The sequence below is a fragment of the Luteolibacter sp. SL250 genome, assembly GCF_026625605.1.
Lineage (GTDB): Bacteria > Verrucomicrobiota > Verrucomicrobiia > Verrucomicrobiales > Akkermansiaceae > Luteolibacter.
Genome location: NZ_CP113054.1, coordinates 2,834,579 through 2,853,783, shown reverse-complemented (window position 1 = coordinate 2,853,783; position 19,205 = coordinate 2,834,579). Strand labels below are relative to the sequence as shown.

At 61.6% G+C, this 19,205-nt stretch carries 22 protein-coding genes; 11 read left to right on the top strand and 11 right to left on the bottom strand.

The features are described from left to right. Nucleotides 1–27 precede the first annotated feature (27 nt). From OVA24_RS12600 to OVA24_RS12580, 5 genes are read right to left on the bottom strand one after another with little or no spacing between them, the layout of a single operon-like run. A complete protein-coding gene (locus tag OVA24_RS12600) occupies nucleotides 28–984 on the bottom strand; it encodes a molybdenum cofactor biosynthesis protein MoaE (protein WP_267670176.1) in 957 nt (318 codons plus the stop codon). A gap of 18 nt (nucleotides 985–1,002) precedes the next feature. Beyond that, nucleotides 1,003–1,248, bottom strand: coding sequence for a MoaD/ThiS family protein (locus OVA24_RS12595; protein WP_345783443.1), 246 nt, complete (start codon nucleotides 1,246–1,248; stop codon nucleotides 1,003–1,005). Continuing rightward, a complete protein-coding gene (locus OVA24_RS12590; RefSeq protein ID WP_267670174.1) occupies nucleotides 1,242–1,835 on the bottom strand; it encodes an NTP transferase domain-containing protein in 594 nt (197 codons plus the stop codon). Before OVA24_RS12590 ends, OVA24_RS12595 begins: the two co-directional genes overlap by 7 nt. Continuing rightward, a complete protein-coding gene (moaC, locus tag OVA24_RS12585; RefSeq protein ID WP_267670173.1) occupies nucleotides 1,832–2,317 on the bottom strand; it encodes a cyclic pyranopterin monophosphate synthase MoaC in 486 nt (161 codons plus the stop codon). Before moaC ends, OVA24_RS12590 begins: the two co-directional genes overlap by 4 nt. Before the next feature lie 10 nt (nucleotides 2,318–2,327). Further along, nucleotides 2,328–3,521 carry a molybdopterin molybdotransferase MoeA gene (locus OVA24_RS12580; protein ID WP_267670172.1) on the bottom strand — a complete coding sequence of 398 codons (1,194 nt, stop codon included), beginning with the start codon at nucleotides 3,519–3,521 and terminating at the stop codon, nucleotides 2,328–2,330. Between the two features lie 89 nt (nucleotides 3,522–3,610). Here OVA24_RS12580 and OVA24_RS12575 point away from each other — a divergent pair, with 89 nt between their 5' ends. Continuing rightward, complete coding sequence (locus OVA24_RS12575) at nucleotides 3,611–4,300, top strand: 3-keto-disaccharide hydrolase (protein ID WP_267670171.1); 690 nt, start codon at nucleotides 3,611–3,613, stop codon at nucleotides 4,298–4,300. A 56-nt stretch (nucleotides 4,301–4,356) separates the two neighbouring features. Here the strand turns inward: OVA24_RS12575 and OVA24_RS12570 are convergent, their stop codons facing one another. Next, nucleotides 4,357–4,710, bottom strand: coding sequence for a cupin domain-containing protein (locus OVA24_RS12570; RefSeq protein WP_267670170.1), 354 nt, complete (start codon nucleotides 4,708–4,710; stop codon nucleotides 4,357–4,359). 83 nt (nucleotides 4,711–4,793) lie between these two features. Between OVA24_RS12570 and aroB the strand changes: the two genes are divergently transcribed. The 6 genes from aroB (at nucleotide 4,794) to OVA24_RS12540 (ending at nucleotide 10,813) form a co-directional block, all read left to right on the top strand. Further along, nucleotides 4,794–5,876, top strand: coding sequence for a 3-dehydroquinate synthase (aroB, locus tag OVA24_RS12565; protein ID WP_267670169.1), 1,083 nt, complete (start codon nucleotides 4,794–4,796; stop codon nucleotides 5,874–5,876). A 67-nt stretch (nucleotides 5,877–5,943) separates the two neighbouring features. Further along, nucleotides 5,944–6,957 carry an FtsH protease activity modulator HflK gene (gene hflK / locus OVA24_RS12560; RefSeq protein WP_267670168.1) on the top strand — a complete coding sequence of 338 codons (1,014 nt, stop codon included), beginning with the start codon at nucleotides 5,944–5,946 and terminating at the stop codon, nucleotides 6,955–6,957. 2 nt (nucleotides 6,958–6,959) lie between these two features. Next, a complete protein-coding gene (gene hflC, locus OVA24_RS12555) occupies nucleotides 6,960–7,961 on the top strand; it encodes a protease modulator HflC (protein ID WP_345783442.1) in 1,002 nt (333 codons plus the stop codon). Between the two features lie 389 nt (nucleotides 7,962–8,350). Further along, on the top strand, nucleotides 8,351–9,118 hold the full coding sequence (locus tag OVA24_RS12550; RefSeq protein ID WP_267670166.1) for a hypothetical protein: 768 nt from the start codon (nucleotides 8,351–8,353) through the stop codon (nucleotides 9,116–9,118). 1 nt (nucleotide 9,119) lies between these two features. Further along, nucleotides 9,120–9,659, top strand: a complete 540-nt coding sequence (locus OVA24_RS12545) for a hypothetical protein (RefSeq protein ID WP_267670164.1) — start codon at nucleotides 9,120–9,122, stop codon at nucleotides 9,657–9,659. After that, entirely contained in the window at nucleotides 9,656–10,813 is a 1,158-nt protein-coding gene (locus OVA24_RS12540; protein WP_267670163.1) for a hypothetical protein, read from the top strand. The genes OVA24_RS12545 and OVA24_RS12540 overlap by 4 nt, the downstream gene beginning before the upstream one ends. A gap of 7 nt (nucleotides 10,814–10,820) precedes the next feature. Here OVA24_RS12540 and OVA24_RS12535 read toward each other — a convergent pair whose 3' ends face one another. Together OVA24_RS12535 and OVA24_RS12530 are read right to left on the bottom strand one after the other, a co-directional pair. Next, nucleotides 10,821–13,391 (bottom strand): right-handed parallel beta-helix repeat-containing protein, encoded by a 2,571-nt coding sequence (locus OVA24_RS12535; RefSeq protein ID WP_267670162.1) that lies wholly within the window; start codon nucleotides 13,389–13,391, stop codon nucleotides 10,821–10,823. A gap of 135 nt (nucleotides 13,392–13,526) precedes the next feature. Beyond that, nucleotides 13,527–13,943 carry a YlbF/YmcA family competence regulator gene (locus OVA24_RS12530; protein ID WP_267670161.1) on the bottom strand — a complete coding sequence of 139 codons (417 nt, stop codon included), beginning with the start codon at nucleotides 13,941–13,943 and terminating at the stop codon, nucleotides 13,527–13,529. A gap of 117 nt (nucleotides 13,944–14,060) precedes the next feature. On the opposite strand from OVA24_RS12530, the gene OVA24_RS12525 reads away from it, so the two are divergent. From OVA24_RS12525 to OVA24_RS12515, 3 genes are all read left to right on the top strand, one after another. Then, nucleotides 14,061–14,489, top strand: coding sequence for a protein kinase family protein (locus OVA24_RS12525; protein ID WP_267670160.1), 429 nt, complete (start codon nucleotides 14,061–14,063; stop codon nucleotides 14,487–14,489). Nucleotides 14,490–14,513: 24 nt separating this feature from the next. Further along, nucleotides 14,514–15,320: a PP2C family protein-serine/threonine phosphatase gene (locus OVA24_RS12520; protein WP_324287859.1), complete on the top strand. Its 807-nt coding sequence runs from the start codon at nucleotides 14,514–14,516 to the stop codon at nucleotides 15,318–15,320. A gap of 153 nt (nucleotides 15,321–15,473) precedes the next feature. Continuing rightward, nucleotides 15,474–16,496 carry a glutamine synthetase beta-grasp domain-containing protein gene (locus tag OVA24_RS12515; RefSeq protein ID WP_267670159.1) on the top strand — a complete coding sequence of 341 codons (1,023 nt, stop codon included), beginning with the start codon at nucleotides 15,474–15,476 and terminating at the stop codon, nucleotides 16,494–16,496. 99 nt (nucleotides 16,497–16,595) lie between these two features. Here the strand turns inward: OVA24_RS12515 and OVA24_RS12510 are convergent, their stop codons facing one another. From OVA24_RS12510 to OVA24_RS12500, 3 genes are all read right to left on the bottom strand, one after another. Next, nucleotides 16,596–17,141: a J domain-containing protein gene (locus tag OVA24_RS12510; RefSeq protein ID WP_267670158.1), complete on the bottom strand. Its 546-nt coding sequence runs from the start codon at nucleotides 17,139–17,141 to the stop codon at nucleotides 16,596–16,598. After that, complete coding sequence (locus OVA24_RS12505) at nucleotides 17,141–17,497, bottom strand: HesB/IscA family protein (protein WP_267670157.1); 357 nt, start codon at nucleotides 17,495–17,497, stop codon at nucleotides 17,141–17,143. The genes OVA24_RS12510 and OVA24_RS12505 overlap by 1 nt, the downstream gene beginning before the upstream one ends. A 76-nt stretch (nucleotides 17,498–17,573) precedes the next feature. Continuing rightward, nucleotides 17,574–17,882, bottom strand: a complete 309-nt coding sequence (locus OVA24_RS12500; protein ID WP_267670156.1) for a hypothetical protein — start codon at nucleotides 17,880–17,882, stop codon at nucleotides 17,574–17,576. 147 nt (nucleotides 17,883–18,029) lie between these two features. Between OVA24_RS12500 and OVA24_RS12495 the strand changes: the two genes are divergently transcribed. Then, nucleotides 18,030–19,190 carry a class I SAM-dependent rRNA methyltransferase gene (locus OVA24_RS12495; RefSeq protein WP_267670155.1) on the top strand — a complete coding sequence of 387 codons (1,161 nt, stop codon included), beginning with the start codon at nucleotides 18,030–18,032 and terminating at the stop codon, nucleotides 19,188–19,190. Nucleotides 19,191–19,205 lie beyond the last annotated feature (15 nt).

Below are 19,205 nucleotides of genomic sequence, written 5' to 3'. Positions count from 1 at the left end.
GGGTATGGCGGCATCGGACTTTCCTGCTTATTTCTCCGCTGGATCCACTTTCAGCACGCCATCCGACAGGATTCTCGCCCGCAGACCGCCCCCAAAGTCCGGCTTCAGGAACTCTTCCGCTCCGGGAGCGATCGCCTCGTCCATCCAGTAGCAGGGCTTGCATTCCTCGCTGCCCTCGAACTCCACTCCCTGGAACCGGAACCTTCTGCCCACCCACTGGGAAAGATCGACTCCCTCCACGATGACGTTCCTGCGGAAAATACCCGCCGAGAGATCCGGCTGCCCGAACTTGCCGCGGATCGCCTCCACCATCTTGATATCAAAAAAAGTGATCTGCCCCTTGTAATCCTCCTTCATCCCGAAGTAGCGGTCCCCCCTCAGTCCCATTCCCGCCACGCACTCCACGGAGTCAACGGCGCGGATGCCATGATCCTGCCTGCCCAATCCATGGCGGCCACGGAAGTCATGACCGTCGGAAAGGTACATCCAACGGATGCTCGCGTCCCACTCCGGCGGGTCGCCCGGCTTTTCCAAACCGGTCTCCGACGACTTATTGTCCGGCCCCACCCAGTCGATCCGGCCGTCCTTGTAGGTCTCTTTCTTCCACACCGGCAGCTCGTATTTCAAGCGCTCCATGATGGCCCGCGCACCATCAAATGCGGCGGCCCGATGGGCGGAGACCACCCCCACCCATACCGCTGACTCGCCGATCTCCAGCGCCCCGGTCCTGTGGACTCCGCGCACGCGCAGCAGGCCATGTCTCGCAGCTTCTTCCTCCAGGATGCGCTGGCCGACTTTCACCGCCATCGCCGGATAGGCCTGGTACTCCAGTCCGGCCACCTCGGAGCCTTCGTTGTGATTCCGCACCCGGCCGTCGAACATCACCCGTGCACCCGCGCGGTGGTCCGTCAATTCCTCCGCCAGCAGGGAGGGCTCAAAGCCCTCCCCCGCAAGCGTGAACCGGATCGGCGTATCGTCATTCATGACACGGAGACCCTATCTTCAACCTCCGGACATGGGAGGTAAAAACGCCACCACATCCCCGCTTTTGATTCCCCCGTCCCATGCGGCGAATTCATCGTTCACCGCCACCCGGAAGTGGGCGATGGAAAGGCCGAGTCCATGGCGCGCGTCCAGTTCCGCGTAGAGTTCCGCCGCTGTGGTCGCAGCGGAGTCCACACGCTCCTCAGCAAGTCCACGTCGCTCCGCCAACAGGCCGAAATAGAGGACGGTGAAAGTCGTCATGATTCCGTGGCGGCCTTCCAGTCCTCCGGTGTGTTCGCGTTGTCGAGAGCCCCGTTGGTCATCGGCTCCAGCAGACGGCATTCGTTCCGGATGAGGATCTTCCTCGGGCAGAAATGATCCGCCTTCACCACCACTTCCCGGGCCTCACTGGAATACCACGTGCAAAGCGGTTCCGGCAGCGAGTCGAACTCACTCCGGTAGGCGAGGAACAGCTCCCCTTCCCGCCTGGAGGAAAGCAGATGCTCCAGCGAGGCGAGATCCAACCGGGGCAGATCACACGCCACCACCAGCCAGTCCGCATCCGGCCGCGAATTCATCGCCGCCAGAATACCGGAAACCGGGCCTGAACTACCATCTGCATCCCTCAGTAACTCCGGTGCCTTGTCGGCAAAACCTTCCGGGACCTCCTGATCCGCCCGCAGGGAAAGATACACGTCCGCGCAGCCCGCCTGCTCCAGCAGGTCATGGCAGCGCCTGCCGAGCGTCCGTCCGTCGGGATGCAGAAGGGATGCCTTGTCCGTCCCCATCCGGGAACTCCGCCCGCCTGCCAGCACCAGTCCGCAGAGCGGCTTCCGGATTTCACCACTCATGGGTTCTGGTAATGGTAGTCGCCGGACTTGCCCCCGGTTTTGGAAATCAGCCGCGTCTCGCGGATCACGATGCCCTTGTTCAGCGCCTTGCACATGTCATAGACGGTCAGTGCCGCCACACTGGCTCCGGTGATGGCCTCCATCTCGACGCCGGTTTTTCCGGTGGTGGTGACGGTGCAGAGGATCGAGATCCCATCACCTTCCGGATTGATCGTGAAATCACAGGCCTCCACCGGCAGCGGATGGCAGAAAGGGATGAGCTCGCTGGTCTTTTTCACCGCCATGGTTCCGGCAATGATCGCCGTCTGGAACACCGGGCCTTTCGGACCTTTCAGATCGCCGTCCTCCAGCCTGGCCATGATGTCCGCGCCGAGCGTCATCTTCACTTCCGCGACGGCGGTCCGGCGGTTCGCCGCTTTTCCCGTGATGTCCACCATCGATGGCTGGCCACCGCGGACGTGTGTGAATGCGTTTTCTTCCATGGGGATATAATCAGAGCCACGGGGTGAACGGGACTGCGACCGGCAGACCCGCATGTTCGCCGCGTGGAGGCAGGGTGACAAAACCATCGCTTTTCAGCAAGCCGACGAAATCGCCGCTGTTTCCGGTAGGTGCGGCCTCCACCCGTCCGTCCTCCCGCAGCACCACCGGCAGGTGCTGCGTCATACCCTCCAGCCCCCGGCAATCCACCGGCACGACCCGCCGTCCAGACTTCTCCTCCAGCCCGACCGCACGGCCCAAGGCGGGCAGCACGAACGCATGCAGCCCGGTGATGGCTGAGACCGGATTCCCCGGCAGGGCCATGACGATCTGTCCTTTTGGGCCGATCCAGCATCCGGCCGGCTTTCCCGGGCGCTGGGCCACTCCGTGGAAAAGCTCCGTGCATCCCAGTTCCGCCAGCACTACCGGAACAAAGTCTCTTGCTCCCTTTGACACCGCCCCCGTCAGGATCAGCCAATCCCCGGCGGCCAGGCGCTCAGCAAGGACAGCGACCGCCACTTCCTCGTCGTCGCAAACCGTGCCGACATTCGCGGCGGGGAATCCGGCCCTCGCCAGAGCGGTCGCCACCGCGTGGGCATTGGACTGCCGGATCTGGTGAGGCAGCGGCGTTTCGTCCACTCCCACCAGTTCATCCCCGGTCGCCACCACGGAAATGACAGGCACTCTGGACACCTCCAGCGATCCCACGCCACATGATGCGGCCACGCCGATCTCCCGCGCCCCCAGCAGCGCACCCTCCTGCAGAAGCACCGTTCCTGCCGCCACATCACTGCCACGGGCGTGGATGAATTTCCCAGCCACCGGTGCGGCCCCATCACGGAACCTCGCTCCGCCTTCCTCCATTCCCGCCAGTTCCTCCACTGGCACCACGCAGTCCGCACCTGCCGGACAGGGCGCGCCGGTCATCACCTCCACACAGGTTCCCGCCTCCTCCGGAAATCCGACCTGTGGCAAGCCCGCCATCGCCTGCCCGGTCACCTTGAAAACCCGCGTCCCGTCCGTCCACTCCGCGCTCCGCAGCGCGAAACCGTCCATCATCACCCGGTCGAACGGCGGAAAGTCCCGGTCCGCCAGGATGGTCTGGCGGAGCACTCGTCCCGCGGCATTCTCGATCCGCACCTCCTCCGTCCCCATCCGTGGGACCATCTCAAGCAGTTTTCCGAGCGCCTCGCGGAACGAAATCATCCCCCATCATCCTACTCTTCCGGTTATCTCCAAGTGAAATTCCTTCATTGAAACAATGACCGGAACCCGCTCGTATCGGCTTCGCTTTTATGAAATCCATCATCCTGCTCAGCGCCCTGGCGCTTCCTGTTTTCGCCGGCGAACCCAACACCCTCTCCGACAAGGAGAAGGCGGACGGCTTCAAACTCATCTTCGACGGCAAGTCGCTCGACGGTTTCCGCAACTTCAAGAAGGAGGATGTGAACGCAAAGTGGATCGTCAAGGACGGTGCCATCACCCTGACGGAAAAGGGCGGCGGCGACCTCCTCACTAAGGACCAGTATGCGAACTTCGAGTTCCGCTTCGAGTTCAAGATCGCCCCGGAAGGCAACTCCGGCATCATGTGGCGTTCCAGCGAAGCGGGCAAGGCCCCCTACGAAACCGGTCCGGAATACCAGGTGCTGGATTCCCGCTCCAAGACCGCCTATCAGCATGAGATCAAGCGCGGCAACCTCGCTGGTGCCTTCTACGACATCATCCCCGCCAAACCGGAGGTTTCCAAGCCGGCCGGCGAATGGAATGAAGGCAGCATCAAGGTGGATGGCACCAAGATCACCCTCACCATCAACGGCACCGTCACCGCCGATGTGGATACCTCCACCGAGCAATGGAAAGAACTGCTCGCGAAGTCCAAGTTCGCCAAGTGGGAGAAGTTCAACAAGGAAGCGAAAGGTCACCTCGTCTTCCAGGACCACGGTGACGTGGTGTCCTTCCGCTCCCTGCGGGTGAAGGAACTCTGATTTCCCAATCCAGGAACAGAGCCGGGAGCATCCAGCCCCGGCTCTTTTTTGTGCCCTCAGGCAAAGAACGTGTCCTCATGCGCGTAGGGCGGCGCGCAGCAGCAGAGGAAGCGCATCGCCCCTTCCGCTGTGATCTGGTGCCAGGCCTTTGCCGGGATCAGGATGGCGTCACCGGGACCCACTTCGCGTTCCTGTCCGTCGATTTCCATGAGGCCCTTCCCTTCGAGGATGTAGTAGAACTCCTCGCTCACTCCGTGATAGTGCCGCTCGGTCGCCGCTCCCGGCGGCAGCGTCGCTTCCGCCAGGCTCTGGTTCGCCACGGGGGCGTTCGCACGGTCCAGCAGGCTGCGGATCGTCGAACCGTCCTTGGTGGTGAACGGCACCTGTTCGTCGTATCTGCGGATTTCCATGCGCCAGCCCATCATAGCCGGATTGAATTGGGAATTTGGAATTTTGGATTTGGAAAATGCCGATCCTCGCCAATCCTCCGCGCATGCCTTCCGTGCGAGTCAATCTGTCCGACCGTTCCTACGATGTGGTTGTCGAACCCGGCCTGCTCCAGCGGGCGGGCCAAGCCATCCTTGAAGCAGGCATCAAGCCCTGCCGGGTCGCCGTCGTCACGGACAGCAACGTGGTGAAGTTCCACTCGGAGGCCCTACTCGCCTCGCTGGCTGAGGCTGGTTTCCAGACCACCCTCCATGTCGTTCCCGCCGGAGAATCATCGAAGTCGATGACCCAGGCGGAAGAAGTCTGCCGCGGAATGATCCGGGAGAACCACGACCGCAAATCCCTGCTTGTCGCCCTGGGCGGTGGTGTGGTGGGAGACCTCGCGGGATTCGTCGCAGCCATCTTCTACCGCGGCATCCCCTTCATCCAAGTGCCGACCACCCTGCTCGCTCAGGTCGATTCCTCCGTGGGAGGGAAAACCGGCGTCAACGTGGAGGAAGGGAAGAACCTGTTGGGAGCATTCCACCAACCGAAACGCGTGCTGGTGGATCCCCACACCCTGCGCACCCTGCCCGCCCGGGAGTTCCACGAAGGCTTCGCGGAGGCGATCAAGCATGCGGCCATCCGCGACGCCGGCATGGTGGGTGAACTGGCCGCGCTCGATCCCGAAAGCCGGGATGTGCCTGCGGATCTCATCGCCCGCAACATCGGCATCAAGGCCCGGGTCGTGGAGGAGGATGAGTACGAAACGAAGGACATCCGCGCACTGCTCAATCTGGGGCATACCATCGGCCACGGCATCGAGGCGTCCCTTCCCTACGGAGAGATGCTCCACGGTGAGGCCATCTCGCTGGGCCTGCGGGCCGCAGTGTTCCTGTCCGAGAGGAAGGCCGGCCTCCCACCGGAAGCTGGCCGTGCCATCATCTCCCTGCTGGAGCGTTTCCACCTCCCTGTCATCCTCCCGGAGCGGATCACCACGGACACGGTCATGGACCGGCTTTCCAAGGACAAGAAATTCTCATCCGGGCAGATCCGCTATGTGCTGATCGACTCTCCTGGCAGTGCCTTCGTCAGCAGGGACATCAACGCGGACGATCTCCGGGAGGCCATGGGGCACCTCCGGGACTGAGCCGGTGATGCCTGGATTTTCCGGGTTTTCTTGACTCCTCACGCCGGTCGGGACTTCGTTGGTCGCCATGGCCACCAAGCCTCCCAAGTTCCCATCATCTCCCCCGGCATCGAACATTCTGACAAAGCTGCCGAAGATCATCTTCGGGGTTTTCATCCTGATCATGGTGCTGTCGGGGCTGTTTTCCTCATTCTACACCGTCCCGGCGGAGTCGCAGGCGGTGGTTCTCCGCTTCGGCAAGCCGATCAAGACCAGCATGCCCGGCCTCCACTTCAAGATCCCATTCGGCGTGGACAAGAGCTATGCGGTCCAGGTTGAGCGGCAGATGAAGCAGGAATTCGGCTTCGGCACGGACAACTCGACCAATCCCTGGCAATACGGAGCGGAGGACGAGCAGGAGCAGGAGAAGAACATGGTCACCGGAGATCTCAACGCAGCCTTGGTGGAGTGGGTGGTGCAATACCGGATCGATGATCCCATGCAATACCTCTTCGAGGTGGAGTCCCCGGATGCGGCCCTGCGGGACCTTTCCGAGAACGTGATGAGGGAGGTCGTCGGAGACCGCACGGTGGATGAGGTCATCACCATCGGACGGCAGGAGATCGAGACCATCGCCACCCAGAAGCTCCAGGATGCCACACGCAGCTATGAGATGGGCCTGCGCATCGACCAGATCCAGCTCAAGAACGTGAATCCTCCGCGCCGCGTGCAGGGCAGCTTCAATGAGGTGAACAACGCCCTCCAGGAGAAGGAAAGCGCCATCAACATCGCCAATGGAGAATACAACAAGGCCGTGCCGCTCGCGCGCGGTGAGGCGGACCGGATGGTCAGCGCCGCTGAAGGGTACGCCATGAAACGGGTGAACGAGGCCGAGGGTGATGTCGCCTCCTTCGAGGCACTGCTCAAACAGTACAGCACCGCGCCCGACGTCACGCGGAGACGCATCTATCTGGAAACCATGTCCGAGATTCTCCCCAATATCGGCAGGACCGTGATGCTGGATGAGGACGCGAAGGGCCTGCTGCCGCTGCTCAACCTTGGCGGTTCCACCGTGACTCTTCCGGAAGGAGGTGCCCGATGAACATGCGCGCATTCGTCACCTTCCTCGTCGTCGTGGGTTGCATCCTACTGCTGATGATCTTCTCCGGCTGTTTCTACACCGTGAAACCGTCGGACCAGGTGATCATCACCGAGTTCGGCAACCCCGTTGGCAAGCCCATCACTGAACCGGGGCTGCATCTCAAGAAGCCGTTCATCCAGGTGGTGAACGTCATCCCGAAAAACATCCGACCATGGGATGGACCCAGGAATGAGATGCCCACCAAGGACAAGCTCTACATTTCGGTGAACGCCTTCGCCCGCTGGCGCGTCACGGATCCGCTGGAGTATTTCCGCCGCCTGCGGGACGAGCGCAGCGCCCTCTCGCGGATCGAGGACATCATCGGCAGCGAAACCCGCAGCGCGGTCGCCAAGCATGATCTCATCGAGATCATCCGCACCGACAAAGCCCGCAAGCCTCTCCGGGACGAAACCTTGGAGGAAATGACCGAGAACTCACCCGGCAGCATCGGCACCCTGCCGCCCATCCGTCGTGGCCGCCACGCCATCGAGGCTGACATCCGGAATGACGCCAGGGCGAAGCTCGCTGAACTGGGCATCGAGCTGCTGGACGTCCGATTCAAGCGGATCAACTACAACTCGACGGTGGTCGAGAAAATCTATGAGCGGATGATCTCCGAGCGTCTCCAGATCGCCTCGAAATTCCGGTCGGAAGGCCAGGGTCAGGCCGCGCGGATCCTGGGCGACAAGGAAAGGGATCTGAACAAAATCGAATCCGAAGCCTACAAGAAGGTCCAGACCACCCGTGGTGCGGCTGATGCCAAAGCTTCCGAAATCTATGCCCGGGCCTACGGCCAGCGGCCGGAAGCGGCGGAACTCTATGAATTCCTGAAGTCCATGGAGATGTACCGTCGCACCATCGGCGGAGACTCCACCCTGATCCTTTCGACGGACAGCGATCTATTCAAATACCTCAAATCCGCTGACGGAAAGCCGAAGGCACCGGCCCTCCCGCGAGCGGAGTGACAACCTGGTAAAAATGCGGGGTTTCTGCATTCATAAGCGGGAAATCCCCGGAATGAGTGTTTTCCGGGCACAAGAGGTCCGCGGATACGTATTATCGCCCGACGTGTAATGTCCTCATAAGCACATTGTCGAACTGACCTTTGGTATCACCAGAGGCAAAGGCTGTAAGGTGATGCTCACACCCGCAGACGCCAACGGATCACCCACCCGGCTCACCTTCAACGGTGGAACGGGATTCCGGAAGGCGGCTGATCACCCGCACCCCCTTACATCCAGTTCCGATGAGCGCACGCTCGAAAATAGGCGTCCTTGCCATGGCAGGGGCGCTGGCCCCCTGTCACCAGAGCCATGCCCAGGTCCAATGTTGGGCTCCCGGGATGATCGCGCCGGTGAGCCTCACCGAAACGAATCGTTCCGCGACCATCTCCGTCGGCAAGCCGTTCCGTTACGACGTCTTCGGAGTGGCTGGAAAGCTCGAACTCGGTGAACGGGCGGTGAATGCCACCGTGGTCAACGGGGTCTTCAAGGAAAAGCTCCTGGGCGGCCTGCTGGGCACCGGCGGCACGGTCCAGTCCACGGGCTTCGTTGCCCTCCAGACCGGACTGACGAACTTCTATCCCCAGCGTCTCTCGATCAAATCGAGCACCCCCGGCACTTCCGTCGGGCCGGTCCACCAATACGGCGCCAACTGGACGCTCAGTGATCCCCTGCATCCGGCCACCGTGAACCTCGGATTCCACATGCCAGGGTCCTCGCTGCTCGGCTCCCTGCTTCCAGGCATCGCCAGTCCGGCCAACTACAACCTCAACCCGAAGGGTTACTTCTACGTTCTGGGGGAATACCACGCCGCCCCGCCAGTGATGTCCGGGGTACTGACCATGTCCTCCGCGGATCAGGTCATCACCGGATCCATGGTGAACGTCTCCTTCCAGATCGCCCGCTATGACGCACCGATCTACCGTCCGCCCTTCCTCGGGCTGGATCTCGCGGATGTGGGGCTGACCGTGCTGGGATCCCCGCCCGCCGAGCCTCCTGCCGGACCGCTCACCCAGGCCATCGCGCCCATTACCACCGGCCTGAGCACCGACCTGAACGTCACCGTGGACATCGCCACCGGCCAGGGTCCGGGATGGCTGAAGGTCACCATCACACCCTGAGATGAAGCATCACCTCCACATCCTCGGCCTGCTCGCCGCCACCTGTTCCGTCCTCCATGGAGCGGATGTGCCGGAACGCAAGCCGGGAACCGGGCTGGCCGTCGTGCCGAAGGACGCCGGACACCCAACCATCGATTCGACCACGGATGAGCAACTGACCGCCCGGAGGCAGGCATCTGTAGCCGGGCAGGAACTGCCCAAACCGATGCCACCGCAGCCGCAGGGCTTCGGACTGCTGGAGATGTCCACCCCGCTGGAAGGCGGCGGCGAATTCATCCTCCTGCCAAAGGACAGCGTCATCTGGTGCCCACCCGGCCTGCGAAGCCACATGGTTTCATCGCCCTCCGGCAAGTTCACCGACTGGCTGACCTTTTTCTCAGCGAACCGCGCGTGGATCACCACCATGGATGTCACCCATGACCAGATCACCGGCAAGACCCCGCTGCATCCCGACACCATGGAACGATACAGGAAAGGAAACCTGCTCGTTGTCGCAACCTTCCAGGGAGGCCCCATTTCCATCCCGACCCAGACGCCATGAAAACCCGGCAGATTTCCCTTTTCATCATCACGCTGCTGGTATCCCAGGCAGAGGCTGTGGATTTCGTCCGGCAGATCCAGTTGATCAATGGACGGACGGTCGTCTATGACACGCCCATCGCCCAGAAGAATGGCACGGTGCGGTCGAAGCCACTGGAGGGTGATGGCGCGATCTTCCAGCTCTACGCCTACCAGGATCCCGTCTTCAGTCCGTTCACACTACTCGACGCCGCCGTGGGTACTGCAGTGCGCGCGAATGTATCCCTCAGCTCCAACCTCATCGACCTGACGGTGCTGGGCATTCATCTGGACATCAACCTCGGCAGCGATCCGGCTGGTTCCTCCCTGCCGCAGCTCCTGGCGGAGCAAACCGTGGGCGCCTACATCCCGGAGGCACGGATCTCCCTCACCTCCGCGGACCCCTATTTCCCGCCCCGCACCAGGGCGGACCAACCTTTCGCCGCCAGCGTGGCGGTCGGCCGGCTCCCCACGGACACGGACAATCTGCCCGAGGGCGTCCCCACCAAGGTGACGATGGCCCGCAGCTACAAGCTCTACGAGAGGACCCTCCACATCCCTGCCGAGAACGGCACCGGACAGGGAACCTACGACCAGGGCTTCGAGTTCAGCAAGAACGGCACCTTCAGCCTTCCGGGCATCTATCAGAATCTTCCCGGGGAGTTCCCGACCAAGGCCATGGGCGAGGAATCATTCACCGCCACGGTGAAGCTCGGCGACGCACGTGCCACCGTCGGCTCCGCGACCATCCAGATCTGGCCGGTATGCACCGCGGTGATCGAGGGGATCGAGCCCGGGAAAACGTATCAGGAAGCGCCCCCGGAGGCCCGGGTGACCCTGACGGATCTCTATCCGGACAGCGTGACCTACGCCCAGATCTACCGCGGACCTCCCGCCCTGGGAACCACGGGGACCAAGCTGCCGTCCTCAGCCTTCTCCATCAACACCTTCGCCCCGCAGAATGCCGTGGTGCCGCTGGCCGACATCGCGGATGGATTCGGGGAGGATGGAACCTACACCATCGAGGTGCTGACGATCACGCCTTTCAACCACCGGCAGCCCGAACGGATCGCTTATGTCTCCTTTGAGCTGAAACGGACGATTTCCGTCCGGGCGATGTCCGCTACGATGGAGTAAAGGCGGATCAGGGCTTCGCCCGGAATTCGCTGTCGTATTGGCCGATCTTCTCCACCGGAATCTGCTGGAACCCGAGCTTGAATGCCGGCGAGTCCTTCTTCAGGCGATAGTCATCCTTTTCCTGATTCTCGAAGAGCGGATCAGCGATGATGGAGTGCTTGTCCCAACCGACGGACTGCCATGATGTCCAGCCGTCGAGTGCCACCGCCTCATGGACCGTCAGGTCCTTGATCAGAACGTCCCCCTCGGAATCCGCCAGATCCACGCGGATGAAGAACTTGCTCATCCAGGGCTTCCACTTCGGATCGGACTCCCGGAGCATCGCGCCGGTGAGTTCGAATTCCTGCCACTCCGTGCCGAGGGTCACTCCCTTGGCGTCGGATTGCCAATAGCCGTTCCCGGCTGAGAAAATGGCGTAGGAAAAACTGCCCCGCATGCCGGGCTTGGTCCCTTTCAGCTTCATCTTCGCCCGATAGGCTCCGCCCGCCTTGGCAGGCATCGACGGACTGTGCAGGCTTACCTTGCTGTTCTTCGGGTCATCGCTGGTTGCGGCTTCCACCCGCAGGACGTTTTCCGGCTCCGCCTGGAGTTTCAGTTCCTTGCGAGGCTTGTGGTTCCATCCCCATCCCTTCGGCACCTTGCCCTCCGGTGTGCCCGCCAGCAAGGCAGAGCTCCCCATGAGTTCTTCACCGGTATCAGCTCCGGTGAGGACCACGGAGGTGTTGATCTCCCTGCCGCCGTTCCAGACCAGATTCCGGTCGAACGTGTTGTATTCCGCGGAAACACTCTTCAGGTCCGCATAGCGGAGGGAGGCATCCTTCCAGGCGATGATGTTCCTTTGTGCGATGTTCCCGGACATGATGGTTCCGTCCGGACGGACCGCGTTGCGCGGGTCGAAGTCCATGTTCCGCAGCCCCTTCCAGGCGGGCTGCTCCTTCACCTTGTCCCAGCCGTCGATCATCATCTGATGGTGGTTCTTGAAGAACGGATGGTTGCCGCTCCAGCCGCTGTACTCCACCTGGCGCTCGCCGCCGTCCACGAAGATGTTGTTCTCGATGATGTGGTCGCGGCCGTTGTGCAGGTGCAGTGCGGCACGTGCGCTGCGCACCACGATGTTGCCCACGATGTCCAGACCGCCCGCGTTGTCATCCATGTAGATGCCCCAGGTGAAGTGGGGGTGCTTCAGTCCGTCCGCACCCTGCCCCACGCCGATGGTGTCGTGGATGAAGTTGTATTTCAGGGAGGTGCCGCGGGAGCTGATCCAGTCCCGCCCTCCGGTATAAACCGCACCGCCGTCCTGGGTCTCCAGCACGGTGTGGTGCATGTGGTTGTAGTCGACCACGAGATTGTTCCCGCTGAACTGGACGGCCATCCGGGGAGTATGGTGGATGTGGTTGTGGGTCGCCTTGTTCCCCACCCCACCCAGGCCGATGCCGGCACCGTTCTTCTGGATCATGCCGGGATGGTGGACGTGGTTGTTGTCCGCCACGTTGTTCGCGGACTCCAGTTTCACCCGATCACCACCGCCCAGGCTGATGCCCGTGGCACCGGTGAAAGAGACATCATTTCCGGTCGCCAGGTTGTTCTTTCCATGCATGGAAATCCCAGAGCCGTTCCAGCCGCCCGCTTCGGTGATGACACAACCGGCCACGGTGCAGTTCTCCGTTCCGGAAAAGCTGATGGCAGTCTCCGTGCAACCGGTGAAGTTCAGACCGCGGATGGTGATGTGCTTGGTGGCTGCCGCCATCTTCACGAAGCTCCCCAGCTTCGGGATCCGCACCTCACCCTGGTCTGCCGGAGGCCAGAAGTAGAGGGTTTCCGTCGTGCGGTCGATGTACCACTCGCCGGGTGCATCCAGCTCCTCAAGGGCGTTCTGGATGAAATACCGGTTGTGTGGGTGAAGATCATAGCCGCAGTCCTTCTGCAGTGTCAGGGTGTTCGCTGTGGCATCGACCGATGCCACCGGCATGATGAAATTCCACCAGCCGTAGCCCGCGAAAATGTTCATCTCAAGCTCCTCCGGTTTCGCCCATTTCCGGACGTCCTTCGGATCCAGATAGGCCACACGCTTCCAGCGGTGCCCCTCGATCTTGTCCTTCGGCACGTCCTTGAGAAACGCCCATCCGCTGTAGAGCGGATCCGCCGGGTCCGCATTCGGGTATCGTGCCAAGGGCTGGCGCTTGCCATTGAACAGCAACTGCCGGATCGCCGCCTTGCCCAGTCCCAGTTCCTTCAGGTCGGCCTTCCGGATCTTTCCTTGGTGCCCGGTGAAATCCTCCACCTTGGGGGCTCCGTTGAACCAAGCCGTTTCCCCCTCCACCCCGCGATAGACCACCGGGAATTTCTCCGTGCCGGAATCGATCACATCGAGGGCGAGCGTCTCTTGCATTTCATAGGCTCCCCCGTGAACCCAGACGGTGACCGCTTCATTGAGCGGCGCCTTCTTCTTCAGGGCACGGATGGCATCGCGGGCCTGCACCAGGGTGCCGAACGGAGCCTCCACGGTCCCCGGAGCGTCCGCCTTTCCGGAGGGGGTCACATGGAACTCCAAGGCGAAGGCGGAACTCGCCAAAAACAAACAAAAACCGAAACGAACCAACATAATCAGACACAGAACCAACCATAACCGACCCGACTTGCACCAAAAAAAATCCGGAAACCGCACGAAGCGGCTCCGGATGGTGAAAAAGACTACCGGTTTGGCCGGAACGTATCAGCCGCAACCGCAACCACCACCGCAGCAACCGCCGGAATCCTGGATGTCGTCCTCAGTGGCGACACGGCCAAGTTCGATGGTCGCACCGACGTACTTGGCGATTTCCCCCTGGAGCTGCTCCAGTTCCCGTTGGGCTTCGAGGAAGTCACGGGCGATCTCGTTGGCGAACAGGGCGTCGCGGGCGGCTTCGAACTCGGTGACCTCGGACTTGCTGAGTTCGATCCCGGCCCGTTGCTTGTGGGCGAGCTCATCGCCGCGCTCATGGACACTCTGGTACTGGAGGCGTGCGGCGTCATCGGAGAGGAAGCGCTCGACCTTAGCCTGGTTCTTACGGAAAGAAGGGTCCGCGACGATTTCGGCGCAAAGTTCTTTGGTTTTCGCAATGACTGCGGACTGTTCGGCAACGGCTGACATAGCGGTTTTATAAACCCGCCCACCCCGACTGGCAACGGAACATTTTCCGGACGGTGGTCCCCGGTAAGTTTGCGCTGGGCCATGGGCAGCCAATGCCTACCATCTCCCCCAACTTTCATGTCCATCCAACCGATCAAAGACGGAATCCGTTCCCACGTCCGCATCGACTTCTACGGGAATGTCCACAAGCGCCTGCGCGGCACCGATGCGGACAAGCGCTACGCCACGGAAGTGGAGGTGCTGAAGGTGCTCGAGCAACGGGGCTGCCCTTACGTGCCGAAGGTGATCGAGGAACATCCGGAGGAGAACTACTTCGTCTCCACCAACTGCGGGATGCCCGCCCCCCATATCCCGAAAGAGCGGGCGGACCAGCTTTTCGCCGCGCTGGAGCGTGACTACGGAGTCCGGCATCTGGACGCGGAGCCGCGGAACATCACCTACTCGGACAAACTGGCGCGTTTCTGCATCATCGACTTCGAGTTGGCGGAAATCCTGCCGTTCCCCACGCCATCGGAGGATGCATCCCAGCCCGCCGCCAATATCTGATCCATCCTCCCAGAAAAACCCACCGTGTCCGAAGGCGCGCTTTTCCACTGGTCCTATCGATCCCACAGCGGATCCCGCAAACCCCGGAATGACGATTCCGTGGTGGCATTCGCTTCGGGCCTTGGCGGAGCTGAATCGCTCCCGGAATCCGGGAGCAGGACCTTGTCCGAATGTGACCTAGTTTTCGCGGTCTCTGATGGGATGGGTGGCGGAAATGCGGGAGATCTGGCTTCCTCCCTTTTGTTGCGTGGGATGAGCGAAATGATCCCGGAGACATTCAAAGCCGCGGCTTCAGGTTTCTTCCCGGACTCACTGGAGCATCTCGGCGACACGCTCCGGGCCGTGCATGAGCAGATCAACGTGGCCGCGGCATCCTGTGAGGAACAGAAAGGGATGTCCGCCACGGTGGCACTGGCGTGGTTCACCCCGGAGAACCTCTATCTGGCGAATGTGGGTGACTCCCGGATCTACCTTTCACGCGGTGGAGAACTCACCCAGCTCTCCAAAGACCACACCCTCGCCTGGGATCAGTGGAAACGGGGCCAGATCGGCGAGATGCAATATCGCTCCCACCCTCGTCGGTCGGCGCTCTACGAAGTCATCGGTGGCGGCCACCCAAGGATGCGGCCCCATCTGGCAGCAGTCCCCTATCTCCCCGGTGACCGCTTCCTGATCTGCTCCGACGGACTCATCGACGGGCTTACCGAACAGCACATCGCCAATGCCCTGTCGGAAGACCTCAGCCCCACCGGAGCGTTGGAAAAGATGATGGAACGGGCTCTCCGCAGTGCCGGCGGCGATGATACCACGCTCATAGTGATCCACTTGTAGAATTCATTGAAAATTTTCGAAGTTTCCACCCGCTGGCATATTAGTTGCTTTCATACCTCTCGGAAAGCAATCCGCCCATTGAGAATCTTCACAGATTCCCCTTGACCGGGCTGCTCTCCAAAAATACCGCTAACGCACTGATTACCAAAAAATATGGCCAAATACAAATTGGAATACATCTGGCTCGACGGCTACAAGCCAACCCCGAACCTCCGCAGCAAAACCCTCATCAAGGATTTCGACGCATTCCCGAAGCTTGAAGAACTGCCAAACTGGGGCTTTGACGGTAGCTCGACCCAACAGGCTGAAGGCCGCAGCTCCGACTGCGTCCTGAAACCAGTGGCCCTCTATCCGGACACCACCCGCCGCAACGGCGTGCTCGTGATGTGCGAAGTCATGATGCCAGATGGTGTGACCCCCCATCCTTCCAACTCCCGTGCCACCATCCTGGACGATCCGGGCGCATGGTTCGGTTTCGAGCAGGAATATTTCCTTTATCAGGACGGCCGTCCCCTCGGCTTCCCGACCGATGGCTACCCAGCCCCGCAAGGTCCATACTACACCGGCGTCGGCTACAAGAACGTGGGTGACATCGCCCGCCAGATCGTTGAGGAGCACCTCGACCTCTGCCTTGACGCAGGCATCAACCACGAAGGCATCAACGCCGAAGTGGCGAAAGGCCAGTGGGAATTCCAGATCTTCGGCAAAGGCTCCAAGAAGGCCGCCGACGAAGTGTGGGTTGCCCGTTACCTCCTGATCCGCCTTTGCGAAAAGTACGGTATCGACATCAACTTCCACTGCAAGCCGCTGGGTGACACCGACTGGAATGGTTCCGGCATGCACGCGAACTTCTCCACGGACTACCTCCGTGAAAAGGGCGGCAAGGCCTACTTCGAGGCCCTGATGGCTGCATTCGGCGACCACACCGCCGAGCACATCGCCGTCTATGGTCCGGACAACCACATGCGCCTCACCGGCCTCCACGAAACCCAGTCGATCGACAAGTTCTCCTACGGAGTCGCTGACCGTGGTGCATCCGTCCGCGTTCCGCACAGCTTCGTGAAGGGTGACGCCTATCGTGGCTATCTCGAGGACCGTCGTCCGAACTCCCAGGGTGATCCATACCAGATCGCCTCCCGGATCCTCGCGACCATCGAGACCGTGCCCAAGCCCTGATTCTTTCCGGGTTATTCCGTTCATCGCAAAACCGTCTTCCCTTCATCGGGAAGGCGGTTTTTCCGCGTTCAGGCGTGAGAATGAACCTCATCCAGTGGATCACAACATCCTGGCGTAGAGGCTCTTCAGGGAGGTTTTCCACTTTTCCAGGAATGCCAGGTTCCTTACCTTCTCCGAGCCCGTAGCTGAATCCGGATTCGTGGCCATCCACGGCGCGAACACGGCGCATTCCGCCGCCAGGGAGGCATCCACCTCCGCGATCATTTCCTCAACGCGCTGGAGGCAGTTCTGGAGTTCCGGCTCCAGCAATGCCTTCCCCAGGGCCGACTGGGCGGTCTCCCGCTTGCGGATCACGGTTTCCGCCATCTGGCTGACCGGGCCGATCTTTCCGAACAGATCCATCAGTCCCGGGGCGATCATGCCACGGGGTTCCACGGCCGTTCCCCGGAGGGAAAGCCAGTGGGCAAGCCGCCGGGACGGGCTGGACAGAATCGCGAGAGCTTCCTTCAGTGCGGCGAATTCCCCTTCCCCACCTCCGGCATCCGGGTGCAGCCGCTTTCCGGCTTCCCGGAACGCGCCACGGAGCTCTTCATCGCCCAAGTCCAGCCGTGGCGGCAGCGAGAGGGTCTCGAAAGCATCCGTCATCACGCCGCGAAGCTTTCACCGCATGAACAGGTGACCACCGCATTCGGGTTGCTCACCTTGAAGCCGCCCTGCTGGAGGTCATCGGAGTAGTCCAGTTCGCTGCCGCTGACAAAGAGGGCGCTTTTCGGGTCGATGACCACGTTGACCCCGTTGCTGGGAACGAGGATGTCTCGGTCCCGCGGCCCATCGACCAGATCCATCTTGTATTGGAGTCCGGAACAGCCGCCGCCCACCACGGCGATGCGCAGCCCACCGTCGGGCCTGCCCTGGCGCTCCAGCAAGCCACGCAGGTGGCCGGAGGCGCCGTCCAGCACCTTGATGAGCTTCTCGTTACCTATCTTGTAGTTGGCCGTCATGGCTTCGTATCGACTTTGGTAGCACAAAAAAGGCGACGGTCATAGACCGCCGCCCCTTTTTCATGTGGGAAAATGATCAGGACTCCTCTTCGGCAGGTGCCGGAGCGCCTTCCTCGATGTTCTCGATCGCCTCAACCGTCTTGTCGGCGACTTCCGCCACGGCGGCATCATCGACTTTCTTCGCAGGAGCCTTCTTGGCGGCTGCCTTCTTGGCAGGAGCGGCGGCTTTCTTCGCAGGAGCGGCTGCCTTCTTGGCAGGAGCGGCTGCTTTCTTCACGGTCGAAGACTTCTTGGAGATGCCACCCAATTTCGCCTGATCCTTCTTGCGGTTCAGGTAGTCGGCACGGCGGCGGCGTTTGATGATCTTATTGGATTGCTGTCCCATGATTGGTAGAGCCACTGGCTAGGGACTGGAGCCGACCAGCGCAAGATCATAATTCCACAAGGCCTGCGAACCGTCCCGGACGGGGAGAAATTGAGCTGAGATTCGCATTCGACATTCCGCCGCTTCCCGGCGCAGAGTCCCCGCCCCATGGCAGGACTCATCATCGCACCGCGCGCCCGCATTTTCCACGGTCACGAGTGGATCTACGCCACCGAGATCAAGAAGGCATTCGGCAATCCGCAGCCCGGGGATGTGATCACGCTGAAGGATTTCCGCGACCGGCCGCTCGGCTCCGCCATCTACAATCCGCAATCCCAGATTGTCGCCCGCCGCTTTTCACGCCGGAAGCAGGACCTGGATCTGGATTTCTTCACCCGCCGCATCCAGCAGGCGATCGAGCACCGCCAGCGCCGTGGCATCGACGATACCCTCGCCCGTCTGGTCTGGAGCGAGTCCGACGGCATCCCCGGCCTGATCGTGGACCGCTACGGCGACCACCTCTCCGTCCAGACCCTGACGCTGGCCATGGATCAGAGGAAGGAACTCATCCGTGACGCCCTGCTCGCGCTGCTTTCCCCGAAGTCCATCGTCCTGCGGAACGACTCCCCCTACCGCAAGGCGGAGGGGATGGAGCCGGGCATCGAGATGCTCCACGGCGAAAACCCCGGACCGTTCCAAGTGCGGGCGAACGACCTGACTTTCGAGATCGACCTCTTCGACGGGCAGAAGACCGGCCTCTACCTCGACCAGCTCCAGTCCCACGCCGAGGTGGCGAAGCTGGCCAAGGGCAAGCGGGTGCTCGACTGCTTCACCAACCAGGGCGGATTCGCGCTCGCCTGTGCGAAGGCGGGAGCCGCGAAAGTCACCGCGGTGGATGTCTCCGCGAGCGCCTGTGAGGCCGCGAGGAAGAATGCGGAGGTCAACGGAGTGGAGATCGATGTCATCGAGCACAACGTCTTCGATTTCCTCAAGCACGCGAAACCGGACTACGATCTCATCATCCTGGATCCGCCGAGTTTCACCCGGAACAAGAAGACGCTCATGGATGCCATGCGCGGCTACAAGGAGATCCACCTGCGCTCGCTGAAGCTGCTGGAAAAGGGCGGCATCCTCTCCACCTTCTGCTGCTCCCACCACGCGTCGCGCGAGCTGTATCTGGAGAATATCGTGGATGCCTCCATCGATGCGAAGAAGTCCCTGCGCCTGGTCGCGGAGCACAGCCAGCGCGCGGACCATCCGATCCTGCTTTCCATCCCGGAGACGGGCTACCTGAAGGGCTTCACGGCCGAGGTGATCGCCAGCCGCTGACCGGTCGCGCGGCGG

Coding starts and splice junctions, on each gene's coding strand:
- OVA24_RS12600 (WP_267670176.1), bottom strand. CDS start 984: ATGAATGACGATACGCCGATCCGGTTCACGCTTGCGGGGGAGGGCTTT.
- OVA24_RS12590 (WP_267670174.1), bottom strand. CDS start 1,835: ATGAGTGGTGAAATCCGGAAGCCGCTCTGCGGACTGGTGCTGGCAGGC.
- moaC (WP_267670173.1), bottom strand. CDS start 2,317: ATGGAAGAAAACGCATTCACACACGTCCGCGGTGGCCAGCCATCGATG.
- OVA24_RS12580 (WP_267670172.1), bottom strand. CDS start 3,521: ATGATTTCGTTCCGCGAGGCGCTCGGAAAACTGCTTGAGATGGTCCCA.
- OVA24_RS12575 (WP_267670171.1), top strand. CDS start 3,611: ATGAAATCCATCATCCTGCTCAGCGCCCTGGCGCTTCCTGTTTTCGCC.
- OVA24_RS12570 (WP_267670170.1), bottom strand. CDS start 4,710: ATGGAAATCCGCAGATACGACGAACAGGTGCCGTTCACCACCAAGGAC.
- aroB (WP_267670169.1), top strand. CDS start 4,794: ATGCCTTCCGTGCGAGTCAATCTGTCCGACCGTTCCTACGATGTGGTT.
- hflK (WP_267670168.1), top strand. CDS start 5,944: ATGGCCACCAAGCCTCCCAAGTTCCCATCATCTCCCCCGGCATCGAAC.
- hflC (WP_345783442.1), top strand. CDS start 6,960: ATGCGCGCATTCGTCACCTTCCTCGTCGTCGTGGGTTGCATCCTACTG.
- OVA24_RS12545 (WP_267670164.1), top strand. CDS start 9,120: ATGAAGCATCACCTCCACATCCTCGGCCTGCTCGCCGCCACCTGTTCC.
- OVA24_RS12540 (WP_267670163.1), top strand. CDS start 9,656: ATGAAAACCCGGCAGATTTCCCTTTTCATCATCACGCTGCTGGTATCC.
- OVA24_RS12530 (WP_267670161.1), bottom strand. CDS start 13,943: ATGTCAGCCGTTGCCGAACAGTCCGCAGTCATTGCGAAAACCAAAGAA.
- OVA24_RS12525 (WP_267670160.1), top strand. CDS start 14,061: ATGTCCATCCAACCGATCAAAGACGGAATCCGTTCCCACGTCCGCATC.
- OVA24_RS12515 (WP_267670159.1), top strand. CDS start 15,474: ATGGCCAAATACAAATTGGAATACATCTGGCTCGACGGCTACAAGCCA.
- OVA24_RS12510 (WP_267670158.1), bottom strand. CDS start 17,141: ATGACGGATGCTTTCGAGACCCTCTCGCTGCCGCCACGGCTGGACTTG.
- OVA24_RS12505 (WP_267670157.1), bottom strand. CDS start 17,497: ATGACGGCCAACTACAAGATAGGTAACGAGAAGCTCATCAAGGTGCTG.
- OVA24_RS12500 (WP_267670156.1), bottom strand. CDS start 17,882: ATGGGACAGCAATCCAATAAGATCATCAAACGCCGCCGCCGTGCCGAC.
- OVA24_RS12495 (WP_267670155.1), top strand. CDS start 18,030: ATGGCAGGACTCATCATCGCACCGCGCGCCCGCATTTTCCACGGTCAC.